General features: G+C 67.1%; 18 protein-coding genes and 1 tRNA gene. 6 read left to right on the forward strand and 13 right to left on the reverse strand.

The window, feature by feature from the left end; all coding sequences use genetic code 11:
• Positions 1–4: 4 nt before the first annotated feature.
• Positions 5–130 carry a hypothetical protein gene (locus AC07U4_RS02135; RefSeq protein ID WP_257015405.1) on the reverse strand — a complete coding sequence of 42 codons (126 nt, stop codon included), beginning with the start codon at positions 128–130 and terminating at the stop codon, positions 5–7.
• Between the two features lie 139 nt (positions 131–269).
• Here AC07U4_RS02135 and AC07U4_RS02140 point away from each other — a divergent pair, with 139 nt between their 5' ends.
• The 4 genes from AC07U4_RS02140 (at position 270) to AC07U4_RS02155 (ending at position 2,567) form a co-directional block, all read left to right on the forward strand.
• The gene (locus tag AC07U4_RS02140; protein WP_038665293.1) at positions 270–491 is read left to right on the forward strand and encodes a hypothetical protein; all 222 of its coding nucleotides are present in this window, start codon (positions 270–272) and stop codon (positions 489–491) included.
• A 47-nt stretch (positions 492–538) separates the two neighbouring features.
• On the forward strand, positions 539–787 hold the full coding sequence (locus tag AC07U4_RS02145; protein ID WP_495194283.1) for a hypothetical protein: 249 nt from the start codon (positions 539–541) through the stop codon (positions 785–787).
• A gap of 1,203 nt (positions 788–1,990) precedes the next feature.
• Entirely contained in the window at positions 1,991–2,314 is a 324-nt protein-coding gene (locus AC07U4_RS02150; protein ID WP_495181228.1) for a hypothetical protein, read from the forward strand.
• Between the two features lie 31 nt (positions 2,315–2,345).
• The gene (locus AC07U4_RS02155; RefSeq protein ID WP_495194284.1) at positions 2,346–2,567 is read left to right on the forward strand and encodes a hypothetical protein; all 222 of its coding nucleotides are present in this window, start codon (positions 2,346–2,348) and stop codon (positions 2,565–2,567) included.
• 542 nt (positions 2,568–3,109) lie between these two features.
• Here the strand turns inward: AC07U4_RS02155 and cobA are convergent.
• From cobA to AC07U4_RS02200, 9 genes are all read right to left on the reverse strand, one after another.
• The gene (gene cobA, locus AC07U4_RS02160) at positions 3,110–3,937 is read right to left on the reverse strand and encodes a uroporphyrinogen-III C-methyltransferase (RefSeq protein ID WP_495194285.1); all 828 of its coding nucleotides are present in this window, start codon (positions 3,935–3,937) and stop codon (positions 3,110–3,112) included.
• Complete coding sequence (locus tag AC07U4_RS02165) at positions 3,927–6,569, reverse strand: molybdopterin-dependent oxidoreductase (protein WP_495194286.1); 2,643 nt, start codon at positions 6,567–6,569, stop codon at positions 3,927–3,929. The genes cobA and AC07U4_RS02165 overlap by 11 nt, the downstream gene beginning before the upstream one ends.
• Complete coding sequence (gene nirD / locus AC07U4_RS02170) at positions 6,566–6,904, reverse strand: nitrite reductase small subunit NirD (RefSeq protein WP_171009305.1); 339 nt, start codon at positions 6,902–6,904, stop codon at positions 6,566–6,568. Before nirD ends, AC07U4_RS02165 begins: the two co-directional genes overlap by 4 nt.
• Positions 6,901–9,399 carry a nitrite reductase large subunit NirB gene (nirB, locus tag AC07U4_RS02175; protein WP_495194998.1) on the reverse strand — a complete coding sequence of 833 codons (2,499 nt, stop codon included), beginning with the start codon at positions 9,397–9,399 and terminating at the stop codon, positions 6,901–6,903. Before nirB ends, nirD begins: the two co-directional genes overlap by 4 nt.
• A gap of 73 nt (positions 9,400–9,472) precedes the next feature.
• Positions 9,473–10,855 (reverse strand): MFS transporter, encoded by a 1,383-nt coding sequence (locus AC07U4_RS02180; protein ID WP_495194287.1) that lies wholly within the window; start codon positions 10,853–10,855, stop codon positions 9,473–9,475.
• A 231-nt stretch (positions 10,856–11,086) separates the two neighbouring features.
• On the reverse strand, positions 11,087–12,301 hold the full coding sequence (locus AC07U4_RS02185) for a CmpA/NrtA family ABC transporter substrate-binding protein (protein ID WP_495194288.1): 1,215 nt from the start codon (positions 12,299–12,301) through the stop codon (positions 11,087–11,089).
• Positions 12,301–12,879: an ANTAR domain-containing response regulator gene (locus AC07U4_RS02190; protein ID WP_137897054.1), complete on the reverse strand. Its 579-nt coding sequence runs from the start codon at positions 12,877–12,879 to the stop codon at positions 12,301–12,303. Before AC07U4_RS02190 ends, AC07U4_RS02185 begins: the two co-directional genes overlap by 1 nt.
• A 593-nt stretch (positions 12,880–13,472) precedes the next feature.
• A complete protein-coding gene (locus tag AC07U4_RS02195) occupies positions 13,473–15,062 on the reverse strand; it encodes a DUF4139 domain-containing protein (RefSeq protein WP_495194289.1) in 1,590 nt (529 codons plus the stop codon).
• The gene (locus AC07U4_RS02200; protein WP_495194290.1) at positions 14,996–16,468 is read right to left on the reverse strand and encodes a DUF4139 domain-containing protein; all 1,473 of its coding nucleotides are present in this window, start codon (positions 16,466–16,468) and stop codon (positions 14,996–14,998) included. The genes AC07U4_RS02195 and AC07U4_RS02200 overlap by 67 nt, the downstream gene beginning before the upstream one ends.
• Before the next feature lie 265 nt (positions 16,469–16,733).
• Here AC07U4_RS02200 and AC07U4_RS02205 point away from each other — a divergent pair, with 265 nt between their 5' ends.
• Positions 16,734–17,054 (forward strand): hypothetical protein, encoded by a 321-nt coding sequence (locus AC07U4_RS02205; protein WP_137897264.1) that lies wholly within the window; start codon positions 16,734–16,736, stop codon positions 17,052–17,054.
• 164 nt (positions 17,055–17,218) lie between these two features.
• Positions 17,219–18,049, forward strand: coding sequence for a 23S rRNA (adenine(2030)-N(6))-methyltransferase RlmJ (locus AC07U4_RS02210; RefSeq protein WP_495194291.1), 831 nt, complete (start codon positions 17,219–17,221; stop codon positions 18,047–18,049).
• A 368-nt stretch (positions 18,050–18,417) separates the two neighbouring features.
• Here the strand turns inward: AC07U4_RS02210 and AC07U4_RS02215 are convergent.
• The 3 genes from AC07U4_RS02215 to AC07U4_RS02225 form a co-directional block, all read right to left on the reverse strand.
• Positions 18,418–18,493 (reverse strand) — tRNA-Ile (locus AC07U4_RS02215).
• Positions 18,494–18,645: 152 nt separating this feature from the next.
• The gene (locus tag AC07U4_RS02220; protein WP_038659191.1) at positions 18,646–18,909 is read right to left on the reverse strand and encodes a hypothetical protein; all 264 of its coding nucleotides are present in this window, start codon (positions 18,907–18,909) and stop codon (positions 18,646–18,648) included.
• Positions 18,910–19,045: 136 nt separating this feature from the next.
• Complete coding sequence (locus AC07U4_RS02225; protein ID WP_495194292.1) at positions 19,046–20,443, reverse strand: M20/M25/M40 family metallo-hydrolase; 1,398 nt, start codon at positions 20,441–20,443, stop codon at positions 19,046–19,048.
• Between the last annotated feature and the right edge of the window lie 58 nt (positions 20,444–20,501).

A 20,501-nucleotide genomic window follows, 5' to 3' on the forward strand; every position in this document is an offset into this window, starting at 1 on the left:
CCGTTTACTTGCGGATCGTGACCATGGCGACCGGGTTATCCTTGGTGGACGCGTTGGCGGCGATCGTCTTGACCTTCACGGCCTTGGGTTTGCGGGCTTCCTTGTTCGACTTGTGCTGGCTTTTGGCCATTGTCATTATCCTTCGGGCGAGGCGCCCGGTCCTGCGGTACACCCTTCCACCTGGATCGTTGCACGCCATTTCGGTTCGCCCTCGGGATCGGCTGCCGAATCCATGCCTTGGACGTTGGAGAGCGGAACAGGAGAGCCTTATGCCCGACGACAAGCAGACGATTGGAAGCGCGAAGGCGGACGACCGCGGCGAGGCTATCGACAAGGCCGCACCTCGTTCGGAACACCGCACGAGCGCCGGCAAGGCGGATGATGGCAGGGGGCAGAGTGATACCGGCCGCGCCGACCAGACGGACGACAAGGCCGAAGCAAGCGACGAGGCGGCTCGGAAGGCCTTCGATCCGGACGCGGAACAGGCGTAGGCACGTCATCATCTTGCAGGGGCCGGCAGAATGGGTAGGTTCCGCCGATGGCTGATTTCGACGACACGTTCGATCCGGAACTGGGTGCGGCATGCAACCGCCTGGCCGCCTTCGTCGAACCTCTGCCCGAGGGTGCGGTGATCGATCCCGTATCGCACCTCACCGAGCGCGACCTCGCTCTGATCCTCCGCCGTCTGTACGCCACGCGTCATGGCGAGGCGGTCGACGCCGGTGCGACGCATGCCAGGCCGCGGCGGGAAGGTCGCGTATCCGTGCCCATCACCGCCAGGACTTGACCCGATACGGATGCGTGGGCTGCCCGGTTTTATGGGTCGGTAGAGGAGCATCGCATCGATGCGATCTTGGGTCTATTTGACGGATTTGAGCGGTATCGATCATCAAAGTGGCTATTTAACCACTGGATAATCTCGATCATCAACGATGCATGCGTCACCGGGAGAGACGTGTGCCAAGCGAAGAATTGAGAGCCCTTCGGATCTATCACGAAACGCGGTGCGCACAGGAGAAGGCGCATATGCGTCGCGCGCGTTGCGCCAGGTCCGCGATCGCCCACGCGCATCTCTTCAGCCTGCACCGGATGAGAAGCATCGATCTGACGTATCGTGATCCAGACCGACGAGACGATGGATGACAACGGGCATGCCGCACATAGCGGACGCAAGTTGTTTCTCGTGCCTCCGCCGCACGTGATCCGGTGGTCGTCGCAATCGCCGCGTTCAATTTAGCCGGCGATAGAGATCGCCGCGGTCCGGCATCCTCTTCTGGACTTCCCAAGGCTGCGGCGGCGGGCGAACTAGGTATATCCGCTGACACCTATAGTGCTTCTCGATCATTGATGGCGGTCGTTGCAGCGATCATCATCGCCTCGGCTGCGCGATTCCCCCTAATGAGCCGTAGCCCGCGTCCTGTTGCTCTTTTGACCCAGCGTGGCAGGACGCGTCCTATCGATCGTCATGACGCGAACGTCCCGTTCTCAGGCAAAGCTGAACCACGTCCGTCCGGCACGTTCACGACCGATGCAATCGGCAGCGGTCATGAAGCGGCATGGCTCGCCGACCAACCAGCAACCGCGCGCGGCGCAACACCGAACAGAAGCCTATGCCCAAGCACGAACGCCCCAAGTGGAGGCAACGGCTCAGAGGCTGGTGGCGGATCATCAGCGGTGGCTTCTGACGGGCTAAGATCGGTCGCATCGAACACCGCTTCTTCGCGTAATCTTAATCCGACGATGCGATGAAAGCGATCCGGAGCGCAGACTCCCTGTTGCGTACTGGAGAGTGTGCCGGCGCTTCGTCCGTTTCCCCACCTGACAGGCGGACGGAGCGCTACGCGCCGGCTTGGGTTCCTCCTTCCCGAGCAATTCGGAGCCACCGACGGTCAGGCCAGATTGTGAGATCCTTGTCGCCGGCTTGCCATAAGATGTTGCGGGGCCTCGATCGTAGCTGGCGCACGCAGCGCAAGGCGGATAGGCGCGAGCAATGGGTGAGATCGAAAGGCTGGTCCCGTCAGGGGTCATCGAGCAATGGGTGTTTCACCTGCGGCGGCAACGTTCGCGAGCGCAGGATGCCTTATGGTTGCTCGACCAGGGCTTCACGATCCACGACGGCCGCGACGGTGTCCCGACGGCGGACGTGAGTGATCGCTGGCGACGTGAGCAGGCGACGGTGATCGACGAGGTCAATCACCTGCTGGAACTGTACGACCGCATCAACCTGCGATCGTCGGAGTTCGTCGCGGCCGAGCGCAAAGCGGGCCGCAGGTCGACCGATGCGCCAGGCTTGCAGACCGAGCCAACCATTTGACCGACCTATCGGGGATAAGCGACGAGAGCCTATGAACAGGGACAATGAGATCGGCACCATCGAGCGCGCCTTCCAGCTGGCCCGGTCCGGGGCCTGCCATTCGGTCGCCGACATCCGCGCGCAGTTGAGCGCGGAAGGACGGGATGGCGTCCACGGCCACCTCAACGGGGCAAGTATCCAGCGCCAGCTGCGCGAGGCGCTGGCTGCGCGCGGCATCGACGCCAAATCGGACGATGAAGACCCGGCGGCATGAACGGACCCCCGTTTTCGGCGAGCCGGCAGGTCGGGAAGAATGTCTGCAAACGGATCGACGAGATGCCATCGGCAGTTTGACTAGAATCCGTAATAGCGCCGTCACCGGTGTGCAGTGCGGCCGACCTAGGGCGTCAATCGGAGCCACGAGGGCCTGACCGTCCCCGGGGGAGCTATGAAATTTCCGAGTGTTAGCGTAGCCAGCGCGCTGCAGCTGCTCGCCTGTTCGTCTGCCTCTGCCCCGACCGGTTCTCCGCAGACCTCGTCGGTCTTACCGGCCGATAAGATGACCTCTCCGGCACCAGCCGATACCATCCTTGTCACGGGTAGCCGTGTTCGGAAGATTGCGGACGAACTTATGGCAATCGTCTGGCGCAATCGAATCCTAATCCGCACGTAGACCGGGCTGGAGCTTGGATCGATCTGAAACGCGAGGTAAAATAGTGTAAATTCCACCGGCGGACCGGCTGGAGTGCATTCAAACCCTAGACGCGCCGTCGAGGGTCCGCCGGAGCACTCCGGACTTACGCCCTAGCTGATAGATCATAGGTTCTCGGCGCAACTGCCCGCGGGCAATATGTGATCCGCATGCGCTACTACCGTCGATAGCAGACTGGAATACGCCTTGCGTTCGTCGCGCGCCGTGGCGACGGCTTCGCCGATCAGCAGCAGCGACGGATCGCTATCGCTGATGGTCTCGACCAGAAACGCCAGCGCCGACAATTTGCCGCGCACGATACGCTCGCTCGGCAGCGACACGTTGACCGCGACCATGACCGGCGTGTCGCCGGCGCGGCCGGCGGCGATCAGCTTGCGCGACACTTCGGCGGCGGCGGCGCGGCCCATATAGACCGCGAGCGTCGCATCAGGATCGGCGAGCGCATGCCAGTCGAGGTCGAGCGCTTCGCCGGCGCGGGCATGCGCCGTGACGAAGGTCAGCTTGCGGGCGAGACCGCGCAGCGTCAGCGAGGCGCCGCCCGATGCGGCGGCGGCGCTCGCCGCGGTGATGCCGGGGCAGATCCGCACCGCGATGTGCTGCGCGGCAAGATGATCGATCTCCTCGGTCGACCGGCCGAAGATCGACGGGTCGCCGCCCTTCAGGCGGACGACGCGCTTGCCGGCCAGCGCCGCCTCGGCGAGCAGCGTGTTGATCGTGGGCTGGTCCTTCGAATGGCGACCCGATCGTTTGCCGACGCCGACCTGCTCGACGTGGCGCGGAATGTGCGCGAGGATGTCCAGGCCGACCAGCGCATCGTAGAAGACGATATCGGCGGCGGCGAGCAGTCGCTCCGCTTTCCGGGTCAGCAGGTCGGGGTCGCCGGGGCCGGCACCGACCAGCCAGACCGAACCGGGTGGGAAATCATGCGGCATGCGTCGATCCTTCGGTGGCGAGGAGTTTGGCGAGGGCAGGGCGGCACGACCCGCAATTCGTGCCCGCGCCGAGTGCCGCCCCGATCGCGGGGACGTCGGCGAGATGCTGGTCGGCGATCGCCACCAGGATGGTCTTGAGGCCGACGTCGAAACAGGCGCAGACGATCAGCCCGCGGTCGACCTGCACGCCCGCGGCCCGCCCGGCGAGCAGCGTCGGGGCGGCGGTCGCCTCGCCCAGTTGCGCGACGAGCCAATCGCGCGGGGGGAGGCTGCCGTCGCGCGTGACGAACAGCACCGCGCAGAGCCGGCCGCCGTCGAGGATCGCGACCCGGCGGCTGCCGCGTGCCGCGTCGATCGCCTCGATCCGCTGGCCCTTGGGCAGCGATTCGTCGAGCGCGTCGGCGTCGCCAGTGCCTGCCATATCCCATGCGCTGCCGTGTGGCACTGCAACCCGTGTCGCCCACAGGCAGTCGGGCGGGGTCGCGAGTTCGCCGCGGACGATGAGGAAGCCGCGCCACGTCGTTTCGACGCGGTCGATCCTGGCCGGCGTCGACTTGAAGCCGGGCTGTCCGGACACCGGATCGGCGAGCGGGCGGGGGAGGCGGCCGGCGCGGCCACCCGTCGCGGTGCGATCGGTCCAGTGAATCGGCACGAACACCTCGCCCGCCCGCTGCGACGTGACGACCGTCGCGCGGAACAGGCTGCTGCCTTGCGGCGTCGTCACCCGGGCCAGATCGCCGTCGACGATCCCGCGTGCGGAGGCGTCGTCGGGATGGATCTCGACCAGCGGCTCCTCGCGGTGCCGCGCGAGTCTGGGCGACAGGCCGGTGCGGGTCATCGTGTGCCAGTGATCGCGGTAGCGCCCGGTGTTGAGCGTCATCGGCCATTGGCCGAGCGGCGCCGCCACCGGCTTCTGCGCGACGGGGATCAGCCGCGCCCGGCCGTCCGGTGTCGGGAAGCGCCCGTCGGAAAAGGGCGTGCCGCCCCAACGGAACGGCGCCATCGCGTCATATTCGGCATTGCCCTTGGCGGCATGGCCGGGCAGCGCGAACAGTCGGGTACCGTCGTTTTCATAGGCGGACAGGCGGCAATGCTCGCGCCAGATCTCGGCGGGGCGATCGTAGGGAAAGGCGGTCTTCCACCCCATCCGGCGCGCGACCTGCGTCACGATCCACCAGTCCGGCTTGGCCTCGCCCGGCGCCGCCATGAACGCGCGCTGGCGGCTGACCGTGCGGTCGGAGTTGGTCACGGTGCCGTCCTTCTCGCCCCAGGCCGCGGCGGGCAGGCGGACGTGCGCGTGGACCGAGGTGTCGGTGGTGTCGACCACGTCGGAGACGACGACGAAGGGGCAATCGGCGAGCGCCTCGCGCACCCGTCCGGCGTCGGGCATCGAGACCGCGGGGTTGGTCGCCATGATCCAGATCGCCTTGATCCGCCCCTGTCCCAGCTCGCGGAACAGGTCGACCGCCTTCAGCCCGGGCCTGGTCGCCATGTTGGGCGCGGCCCAGAAGCGGCCGACCCGCGCGACGTTCGCCGGCGTGAAATCCATGTGCGCGGCAAGGCTCGAGGCGAGCCCGCCGACCTCGCGGCCACCCATCGCATTGGGCTGGCCGGTGATCGAGAAGGGCGCCGCACCGGGCTTGCCGATCCGCCCGGTGGCGAGGTGGAGGTTGATGATCGCATTGACCTGGTCGGTGCCCGCCAGCGACTGGTTCACCCCCTGGCTGAACATCGTCACGGTCTTCGGCGTGGCGGCGAACAGTTCGAAGAACCGCCTGAGCTCCTGCGGCGGCACGTCGCAGACGCGCGCCACCGACCACAGGTCGCTTCCCCCTTCGCACTGGTCCCAGAAGCCGTCGGGCGTCGCGACGTGGCGCGCGAGATAGGCGTAGTCGACCACCCCCGCGTCGCGACACCACGCCAGCAGACCGTTCATCAGCGCGACGTCGGTGCCGGGCCGGATCGCAAGGTGAAGATCGGCCTCGTCCGCGGTCTCGGTGCGGCGCGGATCGATCACGACGAGTTTCGCGCCCGCGTCGCAGCGTGCGCGGATGCGCTGATAGACGATCGGATGGCACCAGGCGGCGTTCGATCCGACCAGCACGATCAGGTCGGCGGCATCGAGATCGTCGTAGGACGCCGGCACGATATCCTCGCCGAACGCGCGGACGTGCCCGGCCACCGCGCTCGCCATGCAGAGCCGCGAATTGGTGTCGATGTTCGCCGCGCCGATGAACCCCTTCATCAGCTTGTTGGCGACGTAATAATCCTCGGTCAGCAACTGGCCGGAGACGTAGAAGGCGACGCTGTTCGGGCCATGCTGCGCGATCGTCTCGCGGAAGCGCCTGGCGACGAGGCCGAGCGCCGCGTCCCACGAAGCCGCACGCCTGCCGATCATCGGGGTGAGCAGGCGACCTTCGAGGCCGGTCGTTTCGCCGAGATGCGTGCCCTTCGAACACAGCTTGCCGGCGTTGGCGGGGTGGTCGGGGTCGCCCTTGATATCGGCGCTCCGCTCGCCGGTCGGGGTCGCGAGGATGCCGCAGCCGACCCCGCAATAGGCGCAGGTGGTGCGGATGGGCGCGCTCGTCCCCGCCTTATCCCCGCCGGGGGCAGGAAGCGGCGCCCCGATCACGCCGCGGCCTTGATGGTCGACGTCCGGCAGATCAGGACGCGCCCACCCGACACCTTCACCGGGATCACCGGCGTGCACCCCTTGTCCTCGCCCAGCGCCTCGCCGGTATCGAGCGCGATCCGCCAATTGTGCAGCGGACACGCCACGGCGCCGCCGTGGACGATGCCCTGCGACAACCGGCCGCCCTTGTGCGGGCAGCGATCGGCCAGCGCGAACACCTTGCCCTCGCCGGTGCGGAACACCGCGATGTCGTCGCCGCCGGCAACCTGCACCGTGCGGCTGCCACGGACCGGAATCTCGTCGACCCAGCCGATATCGAGCCATTCGCCGATCATGCCATTTCTCTCGTAGCGTCGATGGGGGTGAAGCGCGCCATCGGCGCATGCTGTTCGCCGTGCGCGCCCGCGGCGCGTGCCGTCCAGGGATCGTCCTGCATGAAGGTCTGCGAGAACAGGAACCGCGCCGCCAGCGCATCGCGGCCCGCGGCATCGTCGGCGATGCGTTCGCGGATATAGTCGACGCCGACCCGCTCGATCCACGGCGCGGTGCGCTCCAGGTAGCGTGCTTCCTCGCGGTACAATTGGATGAAGGCGGCGCAATGATGCATCGCCTCCTCCTCGGTCGCGACCTTGCACAGGAAATCGGTCGCGCGGACCTTGATCCCGCCGTTGCCGCCGACCGATAATTCATAGCCGCTGTCGACGCAGACCACGCCGAAATCCTTGATCGTCGCCTCGGCGCAGTTGCGCGGACAACCGCTGACCGCGATCTTGAACTTGTGCGGCATCCAGGAGCCCCAGGTCATTTGCTCGATCCTGACGCCGAGCCCGGTCGAATCCTGCGTGCCGAACCGGCACCAGTCGGAGCCGACGCAGGTCTTCACGGTGCGCAGCGACTTGCCGTACGCATGGCCGCTGACCATCCCCGCGGCGTTGAGATCTGCCCAGACCGCGGGCAGGTCCTCCTTCCTGATCCCGAAGATGTCGAGCCGCTGGCCGCCCGTCACCTTGACCAGCGGAGCGTCGTATTTCTCGACGACATCGGCGATCGCACGCAGCTCGCGCGGGTTGGTCACGCCGCCCCACATCCGCGGCACGACCGAATAGGTGCCGTCCTTCTGGATGTTGGCGTGCAGCCGTTCGTTGACGAACCGGCTCTGCTGGTCGTCCTTATACGCGCCGGGCAACGCGCAGAGCAGGTAGTAATTGAGCGCGGGTCGGCACGACGAACATCCGTCGGGCGTCGACCAGCTCATCTTCTGCATCACTTCGGGGATCGATCGCATGCCCTGCGCGACGATCTCGCGGCGGACGTCGTCGTGGCCGAAGCTGGTGCATTTGCACATCGTCTTCACCGTGCGTTCGCCCGAATAGTCGTCGCCCAGCGTCACCGCGAGCAGCGTTTCGACGACGCCGGTGCACGATCCGCACGACGCCGATGCCTTACAGGTCGCGCGGACCGCATCCAGCGTCGTGTTGCCGGCGCCGATGCACGCCACGACCTTGCTCTTGGTGACGCCGTTGCAGCCGCAGACCTCCGCATCGTCGGAGAGCGCCGCAACGGCCGCCTTAGGGTCCGCCTGCGCCCCTCCCGAGGCGAAGGACTGGCCGAAGATCAGCATGTCGCGGATTGGAGCGATGTCCTCCCCACGCCTGAGCAGGTCGAAATACCAGCCGCCGTCGGCGGTGTCGCCGTACAGCACCGCGCCGACGATGCGGTCGTCCTTGACCACCACGCGCTTGTAGATGCCGCGCGACGCGTCGCGCAACACGATGTCCTCCGCGCCGGCACCGCCCGAGAAATCGCCCGCCGAGAATACGTCGAGCCCGGCGACCTTGAGCTTGGTCGACGTCACCGATCCGCGATAGCCGCTATGCTGCCCGACGAGGCCATCGGCCAGCGCCCGGCACATGTCCCAGAGCGGCGCGACGAGGCCGTAGACGTTGCCGTCATGCTCGACGCACTCGCCGACCGCGAGGATCGACGGGTCGCTGGTGACCATATGGTCGTCGACCTTGATCCCGCGCCCGATCTCCAGCCCGGCGTCGCGCGCGAGCGCCACCGACGGGCGGATGCCGACCGCCATGACGACGAGGCTCGCCGGGATCAGCGTCCCGTCTCTCAACAGGACGCCTTCGACGTGCGTGTCGCCGACGATTTCGGCGGTGTTGGCCTCGGTCAGGATCACCTGGCCGCGCGATTCCAGCGCCGACTTGAGCAGCCATCCCGCGGCCTCGTCGAGCTGGCGTTCCATCAGCGTCGGCATCAGGTGGATCACCGTCACCTTCATGCCCCGCAGCGTCAGGCCATGCGCCGCCTCCAGCCCCAACAGCCCGCCGCCGATGACCACCGCCGCGCCGCCCCGGTCGGCCGCCGCCAGCATGTGATCGACGTCGGCCATGTCGCGGAACGAGATGACGCCGGGCAGATCCTTGCCCGGCACCGGGATGATGAACGGGTCGGAGCCGGTCGCGATCAGCAGCCGGTCGTACGCTACGGTCAGCCCCGATTTCGCGGTGACGGTCTTCGCGGCGCGGTCGATCGCCTGCACCGGGTCGCTGGTCACCAGCGTGATCGCATTGGCCGCATACCAGGCCGCGTCGTTAATGACGATCTGCTCGAAGGTCTTCTCGCCCGCGAGCACCGGCGAGAGCATGATGCGATTGTAGTTCACATGCGGTTCGGCGCCGAAGATCGTGACGCGGTAGCGGGCGGGATCGCGCGCGATCAGCTCCTCGACCGCGCGGCAGCCGGCCATGCCGTTGCCGATCACGACGAGATGCTCGCGGGCGTCCGACCCGGGGGTGATGACCCGATGTTCCATCAGCATGTCCAATCCAGTTGCAGCAAGAAAATGCGGGTGGCGGCGGCGAGCGGGTCGCGGCGCGGCGTCGGGCAGCGGCTCATGCCGCCACCGCGCCGCCGCCGGGCAGGCCGCGATCGCGCCGCGCGTCGAGCGCCGCATCGAACAGCGCCTGCTCCTGCGACTTGTGCGCGGCGGAGAAGCGCACCGCCAGCGCGCACACCGCAGTGCCGGCGACGACATAGCCGAGCACGATCAGGCATTGCTGCGGCGTCGCCGACGCCTTGTTGAGGAATCCCGCCGCGACCGCGCCGATATTGCCGCCCGCACCGATCAGCCCCGCGACCCCGCCCAGCGCCTTGCGGTCGACGAACGGCACCAGCGCATAGGTCGCGCCGCACGCCATGTGCGTGAACAGCCCGAACATCGTCATCGCGAGGATGGCAGGCACGACGCTGCCGGCATTGCCGAACAGCACCAGCCCGACACCCTCGCCGAGCATCAGTCCGAACAGCAGCAACGCGCGACCGTCGAGCCCCTTGACGAGCGCGATCCGGTCGCTGGCGATGCCGCCGAGCGCGCGGGCGAACAGCGCGAGGCCGCCGAAGATCCCGGCGGCGAGCCCGGCGCCGGTCAGCGACAGTCCGAACCGGTCGACGTAATAGCTGGCGGCGATATTATGGATGAAGATCTCGACGCCGAAACACGCGCCGTACGTCGCGGCGAGCATCCACGTCCGGTAATTGGCCGCGGCGCGGCGGAAGATCGCCATGCCGGTCGCCTTGCCGCCGTCGAGCGCGATGCCGGCCGCGCGGAGGTCGACGATGTCGCCTTGCGGCGTGTCCTGCGTGTAGCGCGCATAGACGAACGCCATCGCGACCATCGCCACACCCGGCACGAACATCGCCGCGCGCCATCCCCAGGCGTGCTCGACGCCAAGCCCGATCATCGCCGCGATCACCAGCGGCATCAGGCTCTGTGCCGCGCCACCGCCTGCATTGCCCCAGCCGCCGACGGTCGCATTGGCGGTGCCGACGACGTTGGGCGCGAACATCACGCTCGTGTGATATTGGGTGATCACGAACGACGCGCCGATCGCTCCGATCGCCAGGCGGAAGAACAGGAACGTCTCGTAGGTCCGGGCGAAGGCGAGCCCGAAGACCGGGATCGCGCCGAGCAGCAGCAGCCACGTATAGGCGCGACGCGGTCCGAACCGGTCGCACAATGGCCCGACCACCAGCCGCACGAGGATCGTGACGGCCACCGCGGCGATGTTGATATTGGCGATCTGGTCCTTGCTGAGGCCGAACTCGGCCTTGATGAGCGGCATCATCGGCGCCGCCGCGAACCAGGCGAAGAAGCACACGAAGAACGCCAGCCAGGTGACGTGGAACGCGCGCATCTGCGGCGTGGCGGCGCTGAACAGGTCGATCCTCGTGGCCTTCGATCCGGTGACTTCGATCCCCGGCGATGCGAACAGCATGATGTTTCCCCATCTGCGTTGGACAAAGAAAAAGCCGCCCAGACGGCGACCTTGCGGACGCATCTGGACGGCTTCGTTGCCTCTCGACGATCGGTGGATCGCCTTGCGCGGTCTGGCCCCGTCGTTGGAACCGGTCTCGCGATGATGTCGTGTCCGACTCCCTTGCCGAACGCCGTCAGGATGATCGAAGTGACGCGCTCACGCAAGCGCCGTTTCGCAGATGCAGCAACTTTACGGTAAGCTGCTCAAATATCCCGTGATATCGTCCGGATCGAAGGCGCGCCGATCGAAAAAGGCGTCATTGCCCAGGATCAGTCGCCCCTGCGTCGATCCCGCGCCGATACTGTCCGCGGCGATCGCGCCCTCCAGTTTCGAACTCGCATTGGGCAGCGGCGCGCCCGATCCGGCCAGCGCCGCGCGGTAGACGTCGGGACGGAACACGCCCTGCGCGGTGGCTGCCTCCCCGGCCGAAAACGGCGTGCTGTCCCAGCGCAGCATCTGCGAATACAGCCAGGCTGCCTGGCTGCGCCACGGGAAGTTCGCCGCCTCGCGATACTGGAACATGAAGTCGGGGACATGGATCGGCGTGGCATCCTTGACGAGCCGTACCCGGTCGCTGATCGCCCGCGTCACGGCATCGATCGGCGCGTCGAGATAGGCGGGTCGCGCGAGGATGGCCGCGCTCGCCTCGCGCGTGCCGGGATCGACGAAGTGCGCGGCCGCGGCATGCAGCGCGCGGATCAGGCGGTGGACGACGTCGCGGCGCTCGTCCAGCGTCGCCGCGCGCATCGCCAGCACCTTCTCGACGCCGCGCCGCCAGACCTGCGCGGTGACCAGCGCGATCCGTCCGACGCCGCGATCGACCGCGACGCCGTTCCACGGTTCGCCGACGCAGATGCCGTCGACTTCCCCCGCCGCCAAAGCGTCGGCGGCGAAGGTCGGGCTGGTCGTGATGATCTCGACATCGGTATCGGGCCGGATGCCTGTTGCCGCCAACCAATAGCGCAGCATGTAATTGTGGCTCGAATAGCGATGCACCACGCCGAACCGCAACCGCCGCCCCGCGGCGAGACGCTCGGCCGCGACCGCCTTCAGCCGCACGCCGAGCACGGCCGGATCGCCGAGCACATTGCCGTCCATCACCAGCGCGGCGAGCGGGAGCGACAGCGTGATCGCATTGCCGTTCAGCCCCAGCACGAACGGCACCGCCATCGGCACCGCGGGCCGCCCGCGGCCCAGCGCGGTCGCGATCGCCAGCGGCGCGACCATGTGCGCGGCGTCGGTATGGCCATAGAGCAGCCGATCGCGCACCGTCGCCCAGGTCATGTCGCGGACGAGCTCGATCTCCAGCCCCTCGGCTTCGGCGAACCCCTGTTCGCGCGCGAGGATCGGCAGCGCGGCATCGACCAGCGGCAGGAACCCGATGCGGACCCGGTCGAGCGCCATCACAAATCTCCCATGAGCGCGTCGCTGGTGATGATCGCATCGGCGATCTCGGCGATCCGGCGGTTGGATCGCATCGCCTGCGCGCGGAGCAGGCCGTAAGCGGTCGGCTCGTCGATGCCGCGGCGCTTCATCAGGATCGCCTTGGCGCGATCGATGGTGGTGCGGTCGGCGAGCGCGCTTCTGGCTTCGTGCAATTCGTCCTGCAACCGGGCGAACGCCTGGAACCGCCGGATCGCGAGGTCGATGACGGGCTTGATCCGCTGCTTGGCGAGGCCGTCGACGATATAGGCGGACACGCCGGCGTCGACCGCGGCGGCGGTGGTTTCCGCATCGCTCTGGTCGACGAACATCGCGATCGGCCGGGCGAGCGCGCGCGACACCGCGAAGAATTCCTCGAGCACGTCGCGGCTCGGATTTTCGAGGTTGATCAGGACGACGTCGGGCGCCGCTTTCTCCAGCGCGGCGACCATGCCACGCGTGCCGTCGATCAGGACGAGATCGTGGAGGCCCGCCTCGCGCAATCCGTCGGAGATGATCGCGGCACGCGTCGTGCTCGTGTCGATGATCGCGATACGCATGCTCAAGCCATACCCCCCACCCCCCCGATTCGCGAAGCCGGTTGGTGCAGTCCTGTCATTGCAGGGATTAGCGGCTCGTTCGAACGGCCTGCCGCCTGCAACCAAAGGTTCTGGGTTGCGCGCTAAATCGCCGAGAGAATGATCAATTGGCGCGGAGACAGATGTGAACTTCCAGGGGCGGTTGGCGATCAATGCTCGGACGACCGCAAGTGCGTCAGCAGCGTCAAAGCGGCAATGCCACGGTCGTGCCAGCCGGCATACCGCACGCCGCTCGTTGCAGGTAATCAGCCAATCGCGATGAACAGGCGACTCGTCTTATTGTGTGTTCAATGAGCTCCCGCTAGATTCTCTCTCATCCACCCATCAGGGAATATAAAATCAGCAAGCCAAGATGGTGCTGTTAGATCCGATCCCTGCCATTTCTGCTTCGTGGATCGAACTCTATCGAGGAAAGCCGTTGCCGAACCGCATTTCCTCTTGCAGCGGCTGTTTGGGTTCGCCGAAGCTTGGGTCTACTCACATTTACGAGCGTCCGGTTTCGGAGAGTGTCAGGCGTGCGACGGATGACCAAACTGGTCAGCATGTCCGGTAATCTAATGAGACCCGAGCATCTCGTAATCGAACGTCGCCAGCCCGTTCGCCGGCACCGTCGTCGCCCAGACGTAGCGGCCGTTGCGCCGACGGAGGGGCTGCCGGAATCGCAGATGCTGGCCGTCACCGCTGGTCCCGAGCCTGGCCTCGAACTCGATCGGCCATGGGTTGGCGTTGGTGACCGTCAGCAGATGACCGTCCGCGTGACGGCGCGCCGGCCGATCGGCGATCTCCACCGACACGCCGGGGCCGGCATCGAGCCGATACTCGACGTCCTCGCCCACCGCCTTGTCGTCGGTCCTCGTGGAGCCGATCAACAACCGCCGACCGCCCATCTCCTGAAACACCTCGACTTGCCCCGCCGGCAATGGCGCTCCGAGGCCACCGGTGGTGGTGTTGCGCGCGCGCAGGATCAGGCGGGGGGCGCTCGCATCGTCGTCGAAGACGTCGCTGACATACACCGCGCGCATCGCCACGCCTTGCCGGGCGAGGAATGCCACCTGCTTCTGCGCTTTCGCCACGACGGTGACCCGGTCGGGGAAGCGGTAGAGCTTGAGGTCGCCGAGTTCCTCCTGCTTCGCGATCCTGGCGCCAGTGACGACGATTTCCTGAGCCATCGGCGCTGGCGGGGGCGGCGGTGGCGGCGGCGGCGGGGGCGGGGGAGGTGGCAATGGCGAGGAATAATCGGCGCCGGTCGGGAAGCATCGCAGCGTCAGCGCGCGATTACGGTCGATGCCGACTATCGCTGGCCGGTCCGACTCCACCCGATTGACCTTGCCGGCCACGGCTGCCGCCCGCGCGTTGGGGAAGCTGGTGACGTCGTTCGACGCGAGCGTCACCCACGCGAACAGGTCAGCGGAGCGGCCATCGGGCTGCATCGTCACGACATAGTCCGCTTGCCAGTCGAACCCGGTGGCGAGGTAGGACAGGGTCAGGGTGGCGGTGGACGCGTGCGCGCTGGTGGTTCGGATCGACAGCGTCGGCTTGTCGGACAGGCCGGCTGGCACCTCCGGATAGACGATCGCCTCCGCAAGGCCGGTGCACCGCAGCGCCTCGGTGCCGGCAGCCAAAGTGACCAGCGCGGCGCCGCGGGCGGCGGAGCGGATCGTCGCAGGCTGCTCGACCACCTTGCCGGTCGCGCGGTCGGTCCGACGGATGATGACCCGCCGACCGAGCGCCCGGTCGTAGAGCGAGCGCGGCGAAAGCAGGTCGGCGTCGAGGTTCTTCTCGATGACCCCGCTCGGCAGATCGGCGACGACGGCGGACTCGGGCAGGATGTTGCCCGCAACGCCCTCGAACCGGATCACCGCCGTGCCCGCCGGCAGGGTGATCGTCCGCCGTTCGGTGATGAGCGCGACACCGGCGGGGTGGTTGCGGTCGATCTCGCGACCCCGGCGATCCGGCGCGCCATAGACGGTGACGCTGACGTCGTCGGGCCTGGTCGAGGTGACCACAACCTGCGCGTCGAGCACCGTCGGCGTGGCCACTGCCATCAGCAGGGCGAGCCAGGCGAGGCGCACGATCGTCAGTACCGCGTGTCGAAGGTCGCGGTCAGCGTCGCGGTGCCGTTTGCGGGCACCCGCACATGCCATATCCGCTCGTCGAGCGAGCGCTGCTCGCCCGGCTGGCTCTCCGCCGTTACGCGCGTGTCTTCCCACCTGTCGCCAAGGCCCGTCTGGCTGACGTCGACCGTCACCGGCTCGGGCCGGGCGTTGGTCAGGACGTAGCGCATCGCGGTGCGCCAGTAGGTGACGCTGCGCGATTCCTCGACCGTGCGGGTCGGCGCGCCTTGAACCTTGATCCGGTAGCGGGCGGTGCGTTCCCACTCGTCGGCCAGGATCTTCTCGCGCTTGTCGACCGCGGGTTGGACCTTCACGTCGAACGCCTCGCCCGTCTTGATTGCGAGCTGGCTGCCCATCGGCGTGTGGCCGATGCCGTTTTCGCCGACGAACTGCGGCTGCCCCGTGGCGTCGCGCATATAGACGCGCACCGTCCCCGCCGGCAGCGCATCGCCCAGCCCGCCCTCGCGCGCGGTGGAGAAGCCGATCACCGTGTCGGCCGAGCGCGGCTCCTGATCGCTGCCCATCCAGCCGTTGCGGAACGCGTACAGCTTGCGCGCGGCGACACCGCCGACCGACAGGAAGCTCACCTGCTTCTGCTGGTTGGCGGCGATGGTGGTGCGGTGGCCGAGTGGGTAGAGATAGAAATCGCCCAGCCGCGCACGGCCGGCGCTCTGCGTCCCCGGCCGGGTGCCCGGCGCCAGCCCCAGGCTGCGGCTGCTGTTGCCACCGGGACCGCCCGCGACCAGCAGCGCGTCGGCATCGACATAGGTGGTGCCGCCGCTATTGCCGAGCGTGATCCAGCCCTGCACGTCGACGGTCGATTTGCCCTCGTCGAACAGCGCCACATAGTCGGCCGACCAGGACAGGCCGCCGGTCAGATAACTGATCGTCACCGGCCGCCGCCCGACGTTCTTCGCATCCAAAGTGATCGACAGCGTCGGTCGCGCGCGCAGGTTGGGCGGCAACGAATCGAAGACGACCCGCACGGGCAGGCCATCGTCGCGCAGCACCTCGATCCGGCTGCCGATCTGCAGGATGACGCCGTCGTTGGAGGCGAGCACCCGGGCCTGTTCGCGCGTCTCCGCACCCGTCGCCGGGTTGGTGCGGACGAGGGTGATGGTCTGTCCCACCGCCTTTTCCATCAGCGCGCGCGGCGACAGCAAGTCATAGTCGTAATTCTGTTCGACGATCGTCGTGCCCTCGGCCGACAGGCGGACGGTGGCGGGGCGGATCTCGCTCGACACGTCGGGGAATTCCTGCCGGGAGATGCCGGCAGGCAGGGTCATCTGCCGCGTGTCCTGGATCAGCGCGGTGTCGTTGGCATAGATCGTGACCGCCACGTCGCCCTGCGCGCTGCGGCCGGCAACCGAAGGCGGCACAGCCTGAGCCCATGCCCCGGCAGGCACAACCGCCAGCAAAACCAACGTCGATCGCATAGTCTCTCCCCCCCTGCGGTGAGCTTACGGGGCGGGGCGGCGCCGCGCAACGCCGCGCAACGTCGGACATAGACGGCGCGGGGGACAGGCCGGTCATGCGGAACTTGAACGGATGGTAGAAGCTGGGCGCGCGAAACTTGCCTGCGAGCGACCGGCTTTGGGTCGTTGTAGCCGCACTGTGTTCCGCACGTCCGTCAGCTTTGCCGTGATCCGATACGCCCCCGGACCCGTGCTTTGGGCGACATAGCATGTTAGGGCCGCCGCCATGTCGAAATCCCAGAGCAACGGCGGCGCCGTCGAAGTCGATGGCGCCACGTATGATTGGCACCTCCAGCGTGAACCGCATCAGTCGGATGATGAAGGCTGGAAGGGAATGATCATCGCCCTTCTCCAGCGCGATGCAAAACGCGAAGCATGGGTGCAATTCCCGCCGCCGAAGCGGCTTTTGAAGGGCTTGCCGCGCGGCCGTCTGCAACTGGACGACGCCACGATTTCGCGATGCGTGCGCGCCGCGATGTCGGCGGGCTGGGAGCCGATGTCGCGGGGCAAGCCGGTCGTGTTCGAAGTCGATGCCCAAGGCAATTGAAGCGGTCGCGACCAAAGCTTCGATCATCGGACATTCCCATGCGCCTCCGCGTCGATTGCTGGCGCGGGCTTAAGGTGCATCGGTTGTTCGATTGCTTCGCGCTCAGCCGGCGCTCAGCAGCATCCATACACGTTTAAGGTAGATCGGCAGGATCCGAGTTCACGATGAATTATCGCCATTCCTTTCACGCAGGCAATAGTGCCGATGTCGTCAAGCACAGCCTGTTGATAGCGCTCGTAAAGGCCTTGCAACAAAAACCGGGCGCGTTGACCTTGATCGACACGCATGCCGGCCGCGGGCTGTACGACCTCGACGGCGTGGAAGCCCAACGCACGGGCGAGTCCATCGAAGGCGTGCTCCGGGCCTTTGCCGACCCGAACCCATTGCTGGACGACTATCGCGCAGCGGTACAGGCAGTGAATGTCGGACCCGAGCCGCATTTCTATCCTGGTTCGCCGCGGGTCCTGGCGCAGCTTCTGCGTTCGCAAGACTTCCTTATCCTGAACGAAAAGCATCCCGAGGAGGCTCATACCCTGCGCAAGGTGATGCGCGATACTTCCGCTGCCGTGCATGAACGCGACGCCTACGAGCTTTGGCTGGCGATGCTACCGACCCGAACTGCACGCGGCGTCGTGGTGGTCGACCCGCCGTACGAACAGCTCGATGAACGCGCCCGTATCACCGCGACCCTCGCCGCCGCTTACCGCAAATGGGCGCACGGCGTGACGGTGGTCTGGTATCCGCTCAAGGACCGCGCCGCGCACGGGCGATGGAAGGAGCAGCTGAAGAAGCTCCGCATTCCAAAAATGCTGGAGGTGGAGCATTGGTTGTACGATGGCGATCAGCCCGACATCTACAATGGAGCAGGCCTTTTCATCGTCAATCCGCCCTATGCTTTCATGCAGGCGCTGCCGTCTCTGCTGGAAGCGTTGCGCGCGATGCTTGCCCCGGAGGGGCACCGAGGGGAGATCACGGCCGACTGGTTGAGCGTTTGATGTAGAACCCCGGCGCCCTTGGTGAGGACGTGCCGCGTTGCTGATGCCAAACGAGCATCTCGCGGGGTCGACTTGCTGCCGCACCATTCCCGGAAGTGGCGGTGATCTGATCACGCGGTTCCAATGCGCCTCGCACGGCCTTCGGAAAGCAATCGCTCAGAGCGGTGCGACTCAGGGAAGATCAAGGGTGTCGCCCGCTGGCGCGGTGATTCGGAGGGCACTCTCTGCATCGGAGAAGCAAGGCCACATGGCCAGCGCCGCGATGACCAGCGCTTTCGCCCAGTGTCGGTGATTTGCCTGACCGCCTCAATCCGATCGTGCCCAACCTACCCGAAAGCGTATGATTTCCTCGGGCATTTGGCGAAGGATGGTGGGCCCGGCAGGACTCGAACCCGCAACCTAGCCGTTATGAGCGGCCAGCTCTAACCATTGAGCTACAGGCCCCACCTCGGCGTTCGCTAGCGCAACCGGCGGCAAAGAAAAAGCCGGTGCGTGGGAGCGCGGGCCACGAAAAAGGGCGCCTCCCGCATGGGAAGCGCCCTTCGAGATCGTGCGACAGCCCGATCGGCGCGTCGGGCGAACCCGACGCCGCGCGATTAGAGGTTGTCGGCCTTGGCCTCGGCTGCGTCACGGACGTTGTCCGCTGCGGCGTTCGTGTTGTCGGCAACGTTCTCGAGCGCGGCAGCAGCCGACGCGTTCGAGGTGTTGTCGGCCAGCGCGTCGATGTTGTCGGCCTGCGCTTCCATGTTGTCGGCCAGCATGTCACCGTTGTTCTCAACGGCAGCAGCTTCAGGCGACTTGTGGCAGGCAGCGACGGACATCAGGCCGGCGGCAGCGAGAACGAAAGCGATCTTCTTCATTCGGTTGCTCCCAAGCAAAGCAAAGCAAAATCGCGGCCGGCCCGATCGCCGTCGCGAGACAGCTCAAATACCGCACGACTCCCCCCGGTCAATCACGAAATTCACCGGGGCGAAAGGTTCCGACATTCTTTGGCCGTTATCGCCGCGGCGTGACCGATCCGATCTCCTCCGGCGCATTGGCCACGATCGCGAGCATCGTCGTCCACGCCGCGACGTTCTGGCGCAGCTGTTCGGGGTCGATCCGGTCGAGCGTGTCGTCGGGCGTATGGTGGGTATCGAAATAGCGGGTGCCGTCCTGGTTGAGGTCGATCGCGGCGACGCCGAGCGCCAGCGTCGGGCCGACGTCGGTACCGTCGCCACCCACGCCCGCGCCGCGCCCGATGCCGAGCGGCGCCAGCGCGGTCTGCAGCCGGTCGGCGATCGGCTTGGCGCTGTCGGGAAGGTTGACCTCGTAGCGCCAGATGCGGTCCGCGCCGAAATCGCTCTCGCCCGCGGTCGCATGCCGCTCGCCGCCATGCACCCGCGCATAGTCCTTGCCGCCATAGCCGCCCGGCTCCTCCGCGCCGAACCAGACGACGCGGATCGTCCGCTTCGGCCGCGGGCCGTCGAGCAGCCGCTTGGCGGCGGCGGTGGTGATCGCGACGCCCGAGGCATCGTCGATCGCGCCGGTACCGAGATCCCAGCTGTCGAGATGGCCGCCGACCAGCACGATCCCGGCCTTGGGATCGCTGCCCGGCACTTCGGCGATGACGTTGCCCGAGGTGCCGGTGCCGGCGAAGCGCGGGGTGAGCACCAGCTTCAGCGTGATCGGCTTGCCGCGGTCGGCGATCCGTTCGAGCAGTTCGGCGTCGCTGACCGACAAGGCCGCCGACGGGATCGGGGCGACACCGGCGGGGAAGTCGGTGACGCCGGTATGCGGGTTGCGGTGATGATCGGTGCCGATCGACTTGATGACGATCGCCGCCGCGCCGAGCCGCGCCGCCAGCGCCGGGCCGACGAAGCGGGCAGGGCCGTAGGCGCCGTAGCTCGATCCGTCCTGCGTCGGCACCATCGCATTGCCGACATAGACGATCTTGCCGCGCACCGCCCCGGCGGGGGCGTTGGCGAGATCGCCATAGGTGCGGAACACCACCACCGGCGCGGTCAGGCCCGCCGCGGGCGTCGCGCCCGAATTGCCGAGCGCGACCAGCTTGAGCGTCTGCGGGAAGGGGGCGAGCACCTCGGCGCGCTCCTCGCCGCGCAGCCAGACCGGCATCTGATAGGTCTCGACATGGACGTTCTTGAAGCCGAGCGCCTTGAGCTTGGCGACGCCCCAGGTACGGGCCCGCGCCTCCGCCTCGGTCGCCGCGAGCCGCTGGCCAACCTCGGTGGTAAGCCCCTCGACGATGTCATAGGCGACGTCGTCCTTCAGCGCCGCGTCGCGCAGCGCCGCGACCTTGGCATCGACCGGGGCGGGCAGCGGCGGCGCGGTGCGCTGCGCCGCCAGCGCGGTGGAAGAGGCGAGGGCCAGCAAGGTCAGTGCGATGCGCGTCATTCGGTCGTTTCCCTGTTCGATCGTATCGCCAGGTGTGAGCGATGGCCGCGTCAAGCAC

This window comes from Sphingomonas sp. GW821-FHT02B09, from assembly GCF_059421875.1.

What these genes read in the sequence shown, in the direction of transcription:
- nirD (WP_171009305.1), bottom strand. Translation starts at nt 6,904, where the DNA reads ATGATCGGCGAATGGCTCGATATCGGCTGGGTCGACGAGATTCCGGTC.
- nirB (WP_495194998.1), bottom strand. Translation starts at nt 9,399, where the DNA reads ATGCTGATGGAACATCGGGTCATCACCCCCGGGTCGGACGCCCGCGAG.
- AC07U4_RS02135 (WP_257015405.1), bottom strand. Translation starts at nt 130, where the DNA reads ATGGCCAAAAGCCAGCACAAGTCGAACAAGGAAGCCCGCAAACCCAAG.
- AC07U4_RS02220 (WP_038659191.1), bottom strand. Translation starts at nt 18,909, where the DNA reads ATGAAGAAGATCGCTTTCGTTCTCGCTGCCGCCGGCCTGATGTCCGTC.
- AC07U4_RS02140 (WP_038665293.1), top strand. Translation starts at nt 270, where the DNA reads ATGCCCGACGACAAGCAGACGATTGGAAGCGCGAAGGCGGACGACCGC.
- AC07U4_RS02180 (WP_495194287.1), bottom strand. Translation starts at nt 10,855, where the DNA reads ATGCTGTTCGCATCGCCGGGGATCGAAGTCACCGGATCGAAGGCCACG.
- cobA (WP_495194285.1), bottom strand. Translation starts at nt 3,937, where the DNA reads ATGCCGCATGATTTCCCACCCGGTTCGGTCTGGCTGGTCGGTGCCGGC.
- AC07U4_RS02205 (WP_137897264.1), top strand. Translation starts at nt 16,734, where the DNA reads ATGTCGAAATCCCAGAGCAACGGCGGCGCCGTCGAAGTCGATGGCGCC.
- AC07U4_RS02195 (WP_495194289.1), bottom strand. Translation starts at nt 15,062, where the DNA reads ATGGCATGTGCGGGTGCCCGCAAACGGCACCGCGACGCTGACCGCGAC.
- AC07U4_RS02210 (WP_495194291.1), top strand. Translation starts at nt 17,219, where the DNA reads ATGAATTATCGCCATTCCTTTCACGCAGGCAATAGTGCCGATGTCGTC.
- AC07U4_RS02150 (WP_495181228.1), top strand. Translation starts at nt 1,991, where the DNA reads ATGGGTGAGATCGAAAGGCTGGTCCCGTCAGGGGTCATCGAGCAATGG.
- AC07U4_RS02145 (WP_495194283.1), top strand. Translation starts at nt 539, where the DNA reads ATGGCTGATTTCGACGACACGTTCGATCCGGAACTGGGTGCGGCATGC.
- AC07U4_RS02190 (WP_137897054.1), bottom strand. Translation starts at nt 12,879, where the DNA reads ATGCGTATCGCGATCATCGACACGAGCACGACGCGTGCCGCGATCATC.
- AC07U4_RS02200 (WP_495194290.1), bottom strand. Translation starts at nt 16,468, where the DNA reads ATGCGATCGACGTTGGTTTTGCTGGCGGTTGTGCCTGCCGGGGCATGG.
- AC07U4_RS02155 (WP_495194284.1), top strand. Translation starts at nt 2,346, where the DNA reads ATGAACAGGGACAATGAGATCGGCACCATCGAGCGCGCCTTCCAGCTG.
- AC07U4_RS02185 (WP_495194288.1), bottom strand. Translation starts at nt 12,301, where the DNA reads ATGGCGCTCGACCGGGTCCGCATCGGGTTCCTGCCGCTGGTCGATGCC.
- AC07U4_RS02225 (WP_495194292.1), bottom strand. Translation starts at nt 20,443, where the DNA reads ATGACGCGCATCGCACTGACCTTGCTGGCCCTCGCCTCTTCCACCGCG.